At 50.5% G+C, this 14,231-nt stretch carries 11 protein-coding genes; 9 read left to right on the top strand and 2 right to left on the bottom strand.

Features of this window, described 5'->3' with window-relative positions; all coding sequences use genetic code 11:
• Positions 1–2,451: GH116 family glycosyl hydrolase (locus tag HMPREF1548_RS27540; RefSeq protein ID WP_035324318.1), on the top strand; the 2,451-nt coding region annotated here is incomplete at its 5' end.
• Here the strand turns inward: HMPREF1548_RS27540 and HMPREF1548_RS27535 are convergent.
• Positions 2,448–3,467 (bottom strand): Gfo/Idh/MocA family protein, encoded by a 1,020-nt coding sequence (locus HMPREF1548_RS27535; RefSeq protein ID WP_021640150.1) that lies wholly within the window; start codon positions 3,465–3,467, stop codon positions 2,448–2,450. The genes HMPREF1548_RS27540 and HMPREF1548_RS27535 overlap by 4 nt on opposite strands.
• Before the next feature lie 63 nt (positions 3,468–3,530).
• The gene (locus HMPREF1548_RS27530) at positions 3,531–4,490 is read right to left on the bottom strand and encodes a glycoside hydrolase family 43 protein (protein WP_021640149.1); all 960 of its coding nucleotides are present in this window, start codon (positions 4,488–4,490) and stop codon (positions 3,531–3,533) included.
• Positions 4,491–4,719: 229 nt separating this feature from the next.
• On the opposite strand from HMPREF1548_RS27530, the gene HMPREF1548_RS27525 reads away from it, so the two are divergent.
• From HMPREF1548_RS27525 to HMPREF1548_RS30185, 8 genes are all read left to right on the top strand, one after another.
• Complete coding sequence (locus HMPREF1548_RS27525; RefSeq protein ID WP_051358501.1) at positions 4,720–6,603, top strand: beta-L-arabinofuranosidase domain-containing protein; 1,884 nt, start codon at positions 4,720–4,722, stop codon at positions 6,601–6,603.
• 71 nt (positions 6,604–6,674) lie between these two features.
• A complete protein-coding gene (locus HMPREF1548_RS29740) occupies positions 6,675–6,845 on the top strand; it encodes a hypothetical protein (RefSeq protein ID WP_157065742.1) in 171 nt (56 codons plus the stop codon).
• A 45-nt stretch (positions 6,846–6,890) separates the two neighbouring features.
• Entirely contained in the window at positions 6,891–7,949 is a 1,059-nt protein-coding gene (locus HMPREF1548_RS27520) for a hypothetical protein (RefSeq protein WP_035324316.1), read from the top strand.
• 159 nt (positions 7,950–8,108) lie between these two features.
• Positions 8,109–9,146: a LacI family DNA-binding transcriptional regulator gene (locus tag HMPREF1548_RS27515; protein ID WP_021640145.1), complete on the top strand. Its 1,038-nt coding sequence runs from the start codon at positions 8,109–8,111 to the stop codon at positions 9,144–9,146.
• Positions 9,147–9,418: 272 nt separating this feature from the next.
• Positions 9,419–11,050 carry an alpha-glucosidase gene (locus HMPREF1548_RS27510; RefSeq protein WP_035324315.1) on the top strand — a complete coding sequence of 544 codons (1,632 nt, stop codon included), beginning with the start codon at positions 9,419–9,421 and terminating at the stop codon, positions 11,048–11,050.
• Between the two features lie 742 nt (positions 11,051–11,792).
• On the top strand, positions 11,793–12,965 hold the full coding sequence (locus tag HMPREF1548_RS27505) for a tyrosine-type recombinase/integrase (RefSeq protein WP_051358500.1): 1,173 nt from the start codon (positions 11,793–11,795) through the stop codon (positions 12,963–12,965).
• 386 nt (positions 12,966–13,351) lie between these two features.
• Positions 13,352–13,768, top strand: a complete 417-nt coding sequence (locus HMPREF1548_RS27500; RefSeq protein ID WP_051358499.1) for a helix-turn-helix domain-containing protein — start codon at positions 13,352–13,354, stop codon at positions 13,766–13,768.
• A 132-nt stretch (positions 13,769–13,900) separates the two neighbouring features.
• Positions 13,901–14,231: CpsB/CapC family capsule biosynthesis tyrosine phosphatase (locus HMPREF1548_RS30185; RefSeq protein ID WP_021640138.1), on the top strand; the 331-nt coding region annotated here is incomplete at its 3' end.

Raw genomic sequence — 14,231 nt, 5'->3', positions numbered from 1 at the left:
CTGATCGACTGGCAGGTTTATAACCGCCCCGCCATGGGAACGAGAAACGGATACAGCCATTTTGCCGTGAAAGCGCAGGCGGGTGATGAGCTGCTGGATGCCAGGGTACTGGTTTCGGATCTGGCAAAGCCCTATCTGGGACAGGTGGACGAAAGAACCATGCTCGGCATGCCGCATTTCCGGGAGCTGGTATTTGAGGGGAAATACCCTATGGCGGAGCTTTCCTTCCTGGATGAGAGATTCCCTGGAAGGGTTACCGTGCGTTACTATAATCCGTTCATCCCTCTCAATGACAGGGATTCCAGCATTCCGGCGCTGTTTGCAGACATTCTGGTGGAGAATACCACAGATCGCCCCATTACCTATACCACGGCGGGAATCATAACAAATCCGTGCCAAAGCAGCTTTACCCGCAACCGCTTCCGGGAAGGAAACGGCATCCGCGGAATCCATTTCACCACGGAAGAGATCGATAAAGGGGATGTTTCCTACAGTGATTTTACGCTTGCCGCAGATTCGGAGGCTGCCTGTCAGGAATACTGGTTCCGTGGGAACTGGCGGGATCATGTGGAAACCTACTGGCGGGAATTTGCCTCGGCAAAGCCTCTTGAAAACCGCCGTTATGAAAACGGGAAAAAGGATTACAAGGATACGGGCATGCTCTGTATCTCTAAGGAGACTGCGCCGGGAGAAATACAGGAATTCCATTACGTGCTGACCTGGAACGTGCCTAACTGCAACAACTACTGGAGCGGCCTGGATATCAGCACCTCCAATATTCATTATGATGTATGTGACCGGACGCCCTGGAAGAATTACTACGCCGTTCTTTTTGAGGACTCCTGGGCAAGCGCTTCCTATGCGCTGCATAACAGACAGCGGCTGCTTGGGGAAACCCTGACGTTTATGGACGCCATGTACGAGACCACCATACCTGAAGAGGCTCTGGATGCGGTTACAGCCAACCTGGCGATTCTGCGTTCGCCCACCTGCCTCCGCCTGGAGGACGGTTCCTTCTATGGCTGGGAAGGCTGCTTTGACAATGTGGGAAGCTGTGAGGGGACCTGCACCCATGTATGGAATTATGCCTATGCGCTGCCTTTTCTTTTCCCGGCGCTGGCGCGCAGCATCAGGGATCTGGAATTCAGGTACAGCCAGCGGGCGGACGGTGGCATTGAATTCAGGCTCAGACTGCCTGTCGGCAGTACGGGCAAATGGTTCCACTCCTGTGCGGACGGCCAGCTTGGCAGTATTATGCTTACCTACAGGGATTATAAAATCAGTGGCGACAGGGAATGGCTGGCCTCCAAATGGGAGTCCGTGAAAAAGGCTCTTGCCTATGCATGGTCGGAAGAGAACCCGGATGCCTGGGATCGGGGAAAAAAGGGATATCTGGACGGACGGCAGCATCACACGCTGGATATGGAGCTTTTCGGCCCTAACGCCTGGCTCCAGGGCTTTTACGCCGGCGCGCTGAGCGCCGCCGCTGAAATGGCTGCCGTTTTAGCAGACAGGGAAGCGGAGGAGGAATACCGGGAGCTGGCCGCCAAAGCGAAAGAATACCTGAACGGCGAGCTTTTTAACGGAGAATATTTCTATCAGAAAGTTGACGTATGCGACCGCTCTGTCGTGGAGCGCTTCCAGGCGCAGGACGACTACTGGAACGGGGAAAAGGGGCAGATAAAGTACCAGATCGCTGACGGCTGCGGCATTGACCAGGTGCTTGCCCAGTGGCATGGAAACCTGTGCGGGCTGCCGGAGATTTTCGAACAGGATAAGGCGCGCTGTGCCCTGGATGCCATTTTCCACTATAATTACAAACCTGCCTTGGGGGAAATCTATAATCCCTGGCGTATTTTTGCCATTGACGAAGAGGGCGGCGTAATCATGTGCGAATGGCCGGAGGGGTCGCTGAAGCCTGCGATTCCGCTCACCTATGCCCAGGAGTGCATGGACGGCATGCAGTATCAGGCAGCGTCGCATATGATCTGGGAAGGGATGCTGGAGCAGGGTGAAACCATTGTTAAGGCGGTAAGAGAGAAGTACCGGGGAGATAACAGGAACCCCTGGTGTGAGATCGAATGCGGAAGCTATTATGCCCGTTCCATGGCCAGCTATGCGCTTCTGCTTTCCTACAGCGGCTTTACTTGTGACCTGGATCAGGGAATTCTTGGCTTCCGGCCGAGACGCCGCTGCGCAGACGATAGCTTCACCAGCTTCTGGTCCGCCGGAAGCGGCTGGGGCAGGGTGCGCTATCAAAGCGACGGTTCCATCATCCTGGAAATTATCCGGGGCAGCCTTTTCCTGAAGCAGTTTGTAACCGGGACAGAGGGGAACATAGCTAAGGTATCTTGCGATGGAAAAGAACAGAAATTTACCCGGGAGAAGGACAGGATTTCATTTACAGAAAAAGTAAGAATAGAAAAAAGTCTGGAGCTGAAGGCGGATTAATCCGCCTTCACTTCTATACGGCGTCCGGTCTGGAAAGACTCGATTACCGCATATGCAAGCTCCAGCGCCCGCAGCCCCCGTCTGGCGGGAACAGGCGGTTCCTGCCCGGCAAGCAGCGCCGGGATAAGCGCATCCAGGTGCCTGTCCAGATTGTGCCCGAAGCTGCGCAGCCCGTCTTCAAAGAAGCCTGCCTGCCAGGTTTCCGCCATTTCGCTGTCCGTAGCCTGGAAGGTATAGGAGCGTACATTGTCTTCGATCAGTATTCTGCCGTCCGTGCCGCCGATTTCAATCAGCTGGGAAAGCCGGTTGTGCTCATTGGCATCCAGGGTTGCCAGGAAGGAACCCACAGCGCCGTTTTCAAACCGCAGGGAAAGCGTAAAGCTGGAATAGCTGTTCCGCCCGCCGTTATCGGTCATCTCCGCCATACAGGAACGTATGGGGCCGCACAGATGCTCAAGCAGATCCAGCCCGTGGCACTGGGCCTCAATGAGATTCAGATAGGGATGATCCAGAAGCTGCGTATCCCACCCGTGGCCGAAACGCCAGTGTGCAAAAACCGGCCTTCCCAGCCGCCCTGCATCAATATCCTGCTTTGCTTTCAGACAGGGAATGCTGTAGCGCTGGTTAAAATCAATGGCATAGAACAGCTTTTTTTCTTCCGCCCTGGCCGTCAGTTCCCTCGCTTCCTCCAGCCGGTAGGCAAGCGGCTTCTCCGACATCAGCGGAATGCCGGCCTCAATTACGGTCATTGTGGCTTCAAAGGTATGCTGCGCAGGCAGGCATACCGATACGAAATCAGGCTTTTCCTTCTCCAGCATTTCCCTGATATCAAGATACCAGGGGACCTGAAAGGCATCGGCCCTTTCCTGTGTCCTTTGGGCTGTACGGCCCACAATGGCCGCCAGCTGTGTGTCCTTTCTGCTCCAAAAGGCTCTGGCATGCTGATAGCCCCAGCCGCCCGCGCCGATAACGGCCACCCGCAGCCGCTTTGATTGCTGTTTGTTCTCTTCCGGCATGATTAGATCATCCTTTCTTATATAAGGGTTCCTTCCCTGTACGGGCAACGGTTGCTTTTTTCTTCACTGTTCCTGCTGAAAAAAACAGGGCTGAGGTTCCGTGGTAGGGCCTTCTGCCACAAGGATATCAGGACCGTTTTCCTGCGCTTCAAAGTGGATGCGATCTACGCAGAGACGGCGGGGGCTCATGCGGGTCAGGTCATAATGCTGATGGTAAATGATGAACATTTCCTTATTGTCCGGCGACCAGGTAATGCAGTGATGGCCGACGCCGTGTACTTTGTCGTTGGAGCGCAGTATCGGATTTTTTTCATATTTTTCATAATGGCCCAGGGGGGAATCGGAAACCGCATAGCCGGAGCCATAGTCGGACAGGCAGTGGCTGCCGGAATAGGTCAGGTAATACAGGCCCTTGTGCCTGATCATGTAAGGCGCTTCATTTACCGGCCACTGTTTGCATTCCCAGGGCGTGTCGGGCACCAGCAGACGGGTCAGAGTCTCTTCCCGGATACTCATCATATCATCGGCCAAACGCGCGCCCCAGATTTGATTGGAGTCAAAAAAGCGGACAAAATAAAGATACCAGGCGCCGTCCCCGTCCTGGAAAAAATGGCTGTCGATTTCTTTAATATCTTCATGCAGCGGCTTTTTTACCTCCTGTACGAAGGGCCCCAGAGGGGAGCGGCTGGTGGCGATGCAAAGATGCTCCTCTACAGAATAAGACAGATAAAAGATTCCGTCCACATATACAATGTCCGGCGCCCAGAACTGCTTTTCGCCCCAGGAATCGCAGGCCTTCAGCGCCATGCCGGCGTCCGTCCAGTGAACCAGATCCTCGGAGGTGTAAACCTTGAAGCCCATTTCGGAAGCATCCTTCATATCCGTATTGGTAGCATAAAGGTAATACTTCCCCTCATAAAAAATTACATCCGGATCCGCGCAGCCGTCCAGGACCGGATTCACGAACATTTGACACGCCTGGGCAGCGGGTCCGCCCGGGTGATTCGTCTGTTCCATTGCCATAAGAAATACCTCCCTTATTTTTATACAGACATAAACATATCTGTGTGTCAAGCGGAAAGCACCGCCTGTCCTTATTTTAGCAAATGCCGGTGCGCTAAGGAACCGTTTTGGCAAGCTCCAGCAATTTTATATCCTATTGGAACAACAACTACAAAAAAGCTACACCAGTGCCGCAGGCCTTCCTTATTCCTATCAGAAGCCGCGGCCAGGTGCGGCGGAAGGAGTTATTATGCAACTGAATGCACTTATCAGACAGACAAGGCTGCTGCCCTCCGAATACCGCCTGAAAAGGGATCGGGATCTGGCTTATCTGATGGAACTGAAGGAGGAAAACCTTTTATTTTCCTATTATACGGAAGCGGGGCTGAACGGCAGGCTGAACTACCGCCCGGAGCCCTGGCTGCACGGAGGGTGGGACAGCCCTCTCAGCCAAATCAGAGGCACCTTCACCGGCCATTGGCTGAGCGCAGCCGCCAGACTTTACCAGGAAACCGGCGATATCCGCCTGAAAGCAAAGGCGGATTATATCGTGGCTGAAATCGGGCGTTGCCAGGAAGCAAACGGTGGCGAGTGGGCCTTCCCGATTCCTGAAAAATATCTTCAGGGGTTAAAGCAGGGACGCCATTTCTGGGCGCCGCAGTACGTATGCCATAAGGTCATGATGGGGCTTCTGGATATGTATCAGTATGCGGATAACCGGCATGCGCTACAGATTCTGGAGGGCTGCGCGGCCTGGTTCTCCCGTTTTGCCGCGGATATCAGCAGAGAGACCATGGATGATATGATGGATCTGGAGGAAACGGGCGGGCTCATGGAGCTATGGGCGGATCTTTATGGCATTACCCGCAGTAGACAGCACCTGGAGCTGATGCGTAAATATGAACGCCCCCGTCTTACCGGCCCTCTCTTAGAAGGAAGGGATATTCTGACCAACATGCACGCCAACGCCACCATACCGGAAATCCACGGATGCGCCAGAGCCTATGAGGTGACAGGAGAGGAACGGTACTTAAGGATTGTCGAAAGCTACTGGAGGCTGGCGGTGGACGACAGGATGCCCTTTGCCACAGGAGGGCAGACCGATGCGGAGACCTGGGCCCCTCCGGGAAAACAGGCCGCCCGGCTCTCTGATATGAACCAGGAGCACTGCGTCGTCTACAATATGATACGGCTCGCAGATTATCTGTACCGCTGGACCGGTGAGAAAAAATACCAGGATTACATAGAACTCAACCTCGTCAACGGCCTGCTTGCCCAGGGCTTTTGGGAGGCCAGGGCCCTGGACGGCGCGCTGGAGCCCCATATTCCCGATTCCGGCATTGTCTGTTATTATCTGCCTCTGGCGCCCGGCTCCGTCAAAAAATGGGGAAGAAAAACGGAAGATTTCTGGTGCTGCCACTGTACGGCCGTACAGGCAAATGCCAGATACCGGGAATGGATCTGGTACCAGTCCGGGGCAGTGATTTCGGCCGAACAGTTCATCCCTTCTGAAACAGAGGCTGAAATTGACGGGAAAAAGATTCTCCTCCGTATGGAGGACTGCGATTTGGGAGGGAATTATCTGCGGTATCATCATATTGCCGGAGAAATCATGAGCCGGCCCGCTTTCCGGAGAATACAGATTACGGCATCCGCGCCGGAGCCAACGGCATTTACCCTGCGACTGCGGCTTCCCTGGTGGTTAAAGGATAGGGCGGTTGTTTCCTTTCAGGGCGAGAATCAGGGCGAGAATTCTTCTCAGGGCAAAAAGATATTTTCCCCGGAAGGAAACGGATACCTTCAGATAACCCGGCTGTGGAGCGGTACGCAGCAGCTCATCCTGGAACTGCCTAAGGGGCTGACCTGCTGGCCTCTGGCGGATGAACCTGACACTGTCGCCTTTCTTGACGGGCCTGTGCTGCTTGCCGGGCTGACAGAGCATGCGCATATGCTTTACGGAAACCGGAACCGGCCGGAATCCTTCCTTGCACCGGATCACGAGCGGGAATGGGAGGCCTGGAAGGAAGGCTTCCGTACGGTGGGACAGCAGGAGAATTTCCGCCTGCTTCCGATTAAAAATATCGGCAGGGAATGCTATACAGTGTATTTTCCGGTAAATACTGTCTGCCCCTGAGCAGATGTGATATGATATTCCTTAAATATCCCATAAATCAAATTCCCACAGCGTGAGAAAAGAGGCCGAGTATGTACGAGTGTGAAGAAGCCATTTATCAGGATTCCTTATGGAAAGCATCTTCTTTGAAGGATCGGAACGGAAACTACATTCAGGAGCTGCGCCTGAAAATGAGAACAGAAAGCCAAAACCGCAAATTTATCTGCCCGGAGTGCGGGGAGCCGCTGATATTGAACGCCTGAAATATCAGACAGCCCTATTTCAGCCACTATACCGGCAGTGAATGTGTGCTGACCAACAAAGAGCAGGGAGAACGGAACCGCCGTATGCGCGATGCCATGCTTTATTTCGCCTCCCTGAGCTTTCCCGATGCGACAATCCTGCAATATGAGCCTCTCCGTGGAAGCCTGCGCAGCCAGATCATGGTGCATACGCAGGATAAGAAACAAGAAATTAAGCAGGAAATTAAAATTGCCCTGAATTATGTTTCCGATTTTGTGAAGCATACGCAGCTGGAAAACAAGATGGACTGCATGAAGGAAATGGGAATCCTGCCTATATGGTTCACACCCTGCCGCCCCGGCGGGCAGGAGCGGCTGACAACGGCGGAATACCAGATCAGCACACAGCAGCCGCTGCTTTTAAGCATTGACTGCAAAAACAGCCTTCTTTACATAAAAAAGTGTGATGATAAGGGAATCCGGGTAATCCGGGAAAAAGCTTATCCCCTCTCTGAAGTGAGGCTGAATGAGCAGGGTCAAATTGTATTTCGGGAACAAACGGAACCAGCCGGCCAGACTGTGGCACAGATGAGAGCGGATGGACAGAGTGGGCAAGCAAAAGAGAATGCAAAAGGAAGGGAGCGCCTGGAAAAAGGTGACACCCATGAAAAAGAAAGCGACTATACGGCGGCTGACAGCTATAAAGATGCTAACTGTGAAGAAACTGGCAGTTACGAAAAGCTGTCCTTCGGAAAGCTTCTGGCTGCCCGCATGTTCGAATTAGCAGAAGAGTCAGGAAACTCCCGGCAAAGCTATTCCCTGGATCAGGTGGTTTTCCGCATATCCCAGGAGGATTATATGGCTATTGGGCCGAATGTTTACAGCCAGGCCCATTATATGAAATCCCGCGGATTATACTGGCTTCCCAAGAAGCTTAAAGGCAGTTCCCAGGAAAGAAAAAATGCGGCTGTGATCAGAGATTGTTTTCTGGAGTACGTGGACAATGAACTGATGATTTCTCCCGGAAAATGGGAAAAAGGGGACTGGGCCGGCAGAGTGCTTCAGGTATTGGAGGAATTCAGGGAAAGCGGCATCTGGCTTAAGGCGGCGGATGATTTGAAATAACTGTGAGGGACTGAAAAGATACACGGGATACTTCTGAAAGGGACGGATTGTTTTTCGTGGAAAAATAGAATATACTGATGTAGCCAGGAAGCTGCAGAACAGTTATATGCTAAAAAAAGTTCCGGGCAGTGAGAGAAAGTTGAAATAGAGGAGCCGGCTATGACCACCATTAAACAGATTGCAGAAGAACTCGGCGTAAGCCCAACCACTGTATCCAATGTAATAAACGGACGCACCGGGAAAATGTCCCTGGAAACCAGGCGGAAAATCGAAGAAGCGCTCTGGGAAAACCATTATGAGACAGCAGGAAAAAGCAGCGGCGCATCGTCGGGGGAAAATATGATCGCAGTGGGCTTTTGCATGGGAGGATACTGCAACGTCCTTACTGATCCTTTCTGCGGAGAGCTTCTGGGTGCCATCCAGAAAGCGGCAAAGGAACAGGGAAGATATATCGTTTATGACGTACCGGAAACGGAAGAGGACATGCTCCGTCTGTGCGCCCCCTGGAATATCGACGGCGCGATAGTTCTTGGCTGGAAGCCGGAGGAGTGCGCAAGGCTTGCGAAAAAGACCGGAAAACCCATGGTTTTTATTGATTCCTGCTTTGCGGACAGTGAAGAATATGACAATATCGGACTGCAGGACTACGAGGGTGCCTTTGAACTGACCTCCTATCTGCTCCGCCTGGGGCACCGTTCCATTGCTTTTTTCTGTGATCAGGAACAGCCTTTGGCAAGCAATGGTGAACGTCTGCGCGGCTTTCAGGACGCATTGCTGGGCTTTGGCCTGTCTTTTTGCCGGGATGATTTTTATTATCTTCCTGAAAACAAAACAATGCGCCACGAGGTGCTGCGGCAGTTCGTGAGGAAATCCGGGAAACGCTACAGCGCTGCTTTTTTTGTCTCCGATTATTATGCAAATGAAGCCATCACCATATTTTATTCCAAGGGGCTGAGAGTGCCGGAGGATATTTCCGTAACAGGCTTTGATGACAACATCTATGCCAGGCTTTCCCGGCCGGCGCTCACCACAGTACGCCAGCTGCCGGAGGAGAAGGGCAGACAGGCGGTAAGCCTTCTCATGAAACGGATCAGGGGGGAAGAAACCCCCGTGCGTTCGCTCGCCCTCCCTACGGAACTGATTGTGAGGGAAAGCACAAGAGCTGTGATTCCGGATTTGCCGCTGTCCTTGCCATAAGAGTAACCGTTTCAATACCCTTACAGGTATCATTATTTATAGTAAACAGCCTGATGTTGTGCATCCTGCCCGATATCAGGCTGTTTTTTTGTGCAGAAAATTGGTTTTTCACAACACTTATTGAATAACCAGACAAAACCAACTAAGCTTTTCTTAGAAAAAGCGGCGGCGTGGATATTGTTTTTACACAGCTTTCGTGATGAATATAGTATCAGTCAAAATGGATTGTTTATGCTGCCTTATGCAGCATGACGGAAAGGATGGAAATAATTATGGAAAAAGAGCAGACAAAGTGGTGGCAGAAGGCGGTTATTTATCAGATTTATCCCAGAAGCTTTTACGACAGCAACGCAGACGGCATCGGCGATCTCCAGGGAATTATCCGGAAGCTTCCCTATCTGCAGGAGCTTGGCATTGACGCTATCTGGCTGTCTCCCGTATTCCGCTCCCCTCAGGACGACAATGGCTATGACATTTCCGATTACCAGGATATTGATCCTATTTTCGGAAATCTGGCTGACATGGACGAGCTGATTGCGGAGGGCAAAAAGAGAGGAATCCGCATCATCATGGATCTGGTATTGAACCACAGCTCTGACGAGCATCCCTGGTTCCTGGAGGCAAAGAAAAGCAGGGAGAATCCTTATCACGATTTTTATGTCTGGCGTGACGGCGTGGAGGGGGAATATCCCAACGATTTGAAATCCGCCTTCTGCGGGCCTGCCTGGGAATGGGTACCGGAATGCGGCCAGTATTATCTTCACCAGTTCTCCGTAAAACAGCCGGACCTGAACTGGGAAAACCCGAAGCTGCGTCAGGCAGTTTATGATATGATTAACTGGTGGATAGACCGCGGCGTAGGCGGCTTCCGTCTGGACGTTATCGATCTCATCGGCAAGGATACAGACAACTGTGTCATGGCGGAAGGCCCCATGCTTCATCCGTTTATCCGGGAAATGAGCAGCCATACCTTCCAGCGGGCCGATTTGGTGACCGTGGGAGAGGCCTGGTCCGCTACGCCGGAAAGAGCGTTTCTTTACAGCAACCCGGACGGTTCGGAGCTCTCCATGGTATTCCAGTTTGAACACATGGTCCTGGATCAGCAGCCCGGGAAGGAAAAATGGGATCTGGCGCCGTTCCCCTTTGTGAAATTCAAAAAAGTATTTACCAAATGGCAGCAGGCGCTGTATCAGAAGGGATGGAACAGCCTTTTCCTGGATAACCACGACCTTCCCCGCGCGGTATCCCACTTCGGAAATGATGAAAAATACCGCGTGGAATCCGCCAAAATGCTGGCAACCATGATCCATGGCATGCAGGGAACCCCCTATATTTATCAGGGCGAAGAGCTGGGTATGACAAACGTCAGATTTGACATTGAGGAATACCGGGATATCGAGCTGCTGAATATGTATAAGGAACGTATGGAAAAAGGGTATGAGGAACAGGAGATTATGCGTTCCATTTATGCCAAGGGAAGGGACAACGCCAGGACTCCCATGCAGTGGGATGAGAGCGCAAACGCAGGCTTTACCGAAGGAACGCCCTGGATTAGATGCAATCCCAATTATACATTAATCAACGCACAGGAGGCGCTGGTAAACCAGGATTCCATATTCCATTATTATCAGAAGCTGATCGCTTTGAGAAAACAGGAAGCAGTCCTGATTGACGGCTGGTATGAGCCGCTGATGGAAGAAGATGAAAATATTTTCGCCTATACAAGGACCAATGAGCTGGAAAAGCTGCTGGTATACTGCAATTTCGGCGATACGCCGCAGACGCGGACTCTGCCTGAGGAATGGAACGGCGGAGAAGTGCTGATTTCCAATTACCCGGACAGCAAACCTGACGGAAGCCTTCGGCCTTATGAGGCTATGATGGTGAAGATTAAGAGAGGGTAACAGGAGAGTAAACCAGCAGCAGGTGCTGTACTTTTGCTGCAAGTTTTCCCTTTTGCACTGATGTTTCATTCGTGTCTGCTAATTGAGCATTCATATTTGTGGCTCAAGCAGCAGACACGAATCTTATAATACTTTTTTCCAGAAAATCATTTTCAGGAAAATAATTTATTTCTGGTCAGTTTTAAACATACATTTTCAACATTATTGGCGTAGGAAAGCATATATTGATCCTGGCAAAAAAGATTCCACTGGTCTGGTGGGATCTTTTTTTGTCAAGTTAACAATTTTACCGGTTCTTAGGATTAGGTATCAGGGCTTTCAGATGACGGAAATGCTGAGAACATCCATATTTATTGAAAAAAGCAGGTGCTGTTATGGCATCTGCTTTTTGTTTATACCGGAATATCCCGTGGGAAATGGCTCCGATTTTCCGTATTATTATTTCGCAAAATTTAAACTTATGCGAAAATCATTATATGTTTTAAACTGACATTTTATGGTAATTCTTAACTCGACACTGGAATTTATTGTAAGACAAGTTTTGTATTTTGTCAATTAATGCGTAAAAAATAATACTGAAATGTCATTTTTTGTCGGAAGGTTTCTGGAAACAAGTAACACAAGGTTCCTATGGCGTATTGTTTTATTCGTTATTTAATACATCGCAGTGTCTGTTTACTCTGCCATAGGTGCAGTTAATTTATAAACCGTCAATTTATTCGTCAGGATGATGGAGGTAGCTATGGCAAGAAAAGGGGAAAATATATATAAAAGGAAGGACGGGCGCTGGGAAGGGCGCTGCCGGACCGGGCGGCTGTCCGGCGGAAAGGCAGGATATATTTCCGTTTATGGGAAGTCTTACAGAGAGGTTAAGGAAAAACTTTTTGCAAAAAAGGGAGAGCAGCTGGCAGGAAAAAAAGCTGGCGGAAGGCTGCCTGCAGGGATAACAGTGAGGGAAGCCGTGGATTTATGGATGGAGGAACGCAAAGGCGGATGGAAGGAATCCACCCTGGCGACTTACCGTTCGATTGCGGAAAAACATATTTTACCAGAACTAGGGACAACTCCGGTGGCGGCGCTGGATGGGGAGCTGTATAAGAGATATTTTGAAAAATACAGAGTACGGGGGGACGGAAGCTGCCTGTCAGAAGGATATCTGCACCAGATACATATTTTATTCGGACAGATTTTCAGGGTGCTGGAGGAAAAATATCATTGCAGACTGCCGGAGCTTCCCTCATCTTGTTTTGTTGTAAAAAAGGGGCCGCCGCCGGCCGCCTCCCATGCGCCTGAAGAAGGCAGTATTCGAAGGCTGGAGGCGTATTTGCTGAAGGAAGCGGAGCATGGAGATCATACCTGCCTGGGAATATTATTGTCCGGATGCAGCGGGATACGGATTGGGGAGCTGTGCGCACTGCAATGGAAGGATATTCAGTTTGAAAAAGGGACACTGGCAATCCGTAAGACGATGCAGAGGATACGAACCTTTGAAACGGTGTGGGCTGAAGGAAAACCGGTAACCAGAACCGGGACAAAGGTGGTGGTGGCCGGACCAAAATCACGGAATTCCAACAGGGAAATCCCTTTGCCGGAGCATCTGCTGAAGCTGCTGGAAAAAATGAGCGGTGTAAAGGAAGAGTATGTTATGCCGGGAAAAAAGAAGGAATATACGGAACCGAGAACCCTTCAGTACCGGTTTCAGAGGATATTGAAGGAACTGGGAATTCCTGCTTTTAATTTCCATATGCTGCGGCATATTTTTGCCACGAACTGTATTATGCAGGGATTTGATATGAAATCATTAAGTGAAATACTGGGGCATTCCAATGTGAGTACGACGATGAGGATCTATGTGCATTCGGATATGGAGAGGAAAAAACAGCTGATGGCCGGGTATCGGATGGCGGTGGCTTAGAGCGTATATTGCGACGCTTGGCAGAGCGCATATTATGGCGGCTTAGAGCGCACACATTGCGGTGGCTTAGCAGGGGCATAATGCGGCGGCTTAGAGCGCACACATTGCGGTGGCTAAGCAGGGCGCATATTGCGACGGCTTAGGAAGGTGATTTTAATTTCTGAGCCGTCAAAAAAATGGTCAACCATACAACTAAAATGTAGACAAATGCTGCTTTTATGGATTATGTTTCGCAAAAGTTTAAATTTAGCGAAAACACATAACAGATTCTGTTTTTATTGTTTGTTCCCTGAGAAAAGAGCCGGGAAACAATACCGGAAAGCAAAAAGCGGCCCGGATAGTAAAGATTTTACACCAGAACAGGGAATGTCGGAAGGTGGGAAACAATGGAAAAAGATACGTACGACAGAAAAGCAGCAGGCATACGGATCCGGGAAAAGCGCAGGCAGTTGGGAATTACCATGAAGGAAGCTGCGGAAAAGCTGGGCAGGGTGCCTACTTATTATGCGGATATTGAGAGAGGGAACTGCGGGATGTCGGTGGAAACGATGATCGCAATTTCCAGGCTTTATCATATGTCTTTGGATTATCTGATACTTGGGAAAGAAGAAAACCAGGCGGGGGCAGAAAAGGATGTAAGCCGGACAGAAGAAACGGAAGCGGTGTATCAGCTGCTGAATAATGTGTCGAAGCGGGAACGGATGTATGCGGCGAAGGTACTGCGGACTTTTTTGATTGCGTGCAGTGATGTGGGGCTAAAAGAGGAAGAGACACCAGGGGATTGCGACAGGTATCAGAAGTGATTACATACGTTTTTTTCACAGGTAAAAAGAAATATAGCGGTGGAAATATAGCAGTGCTTAGGCAGTAAGGCCCAGGCTTGTGCAGAATTAATAAAACAGGAAAAAGGACTAAGGCAGGATGAGACAGCAGATATGGATGAATTGAAAGATATCTATGGTTCAAAAAATATGAATAGAGTGAAAAAAGTTCTTGAATCAAAGGATGTCCCCGGATTCATAGATATTCATTGCCATGTACTGCCTATGGTGGATGACGGGGCAGAATCGATGGAAATGGCGCTGGATATGCTGCGGATTGCGGCGGACGAAGGCATCCGGAAAATGATATTGACGCCCCATCAGAAGGCGGACAGGAAATGTGTTACTCCGGAAGGGATTGCGAAGCGGACAGAACTCCTGCAGAAAAAGGCGGAGGAGCTTAAAATTCCTGTTGAATTATTTCCGGGAAATGAAATTTTTTACC

The sequence above is a fragment of the Clostridium sp. KLE 1755 genome (assembly GCF_000466465.2).
GTDB lineage: Bacteria > Bacillota > Clostridia > Lachnospirales > Lachnospiraceae > Eisenbergiella > Eisenbergiella porci.
Note: the sequence above shows the minus strand (reverse complement) of the source record. Positions and strands in the feature narration are given on the sequence as shown.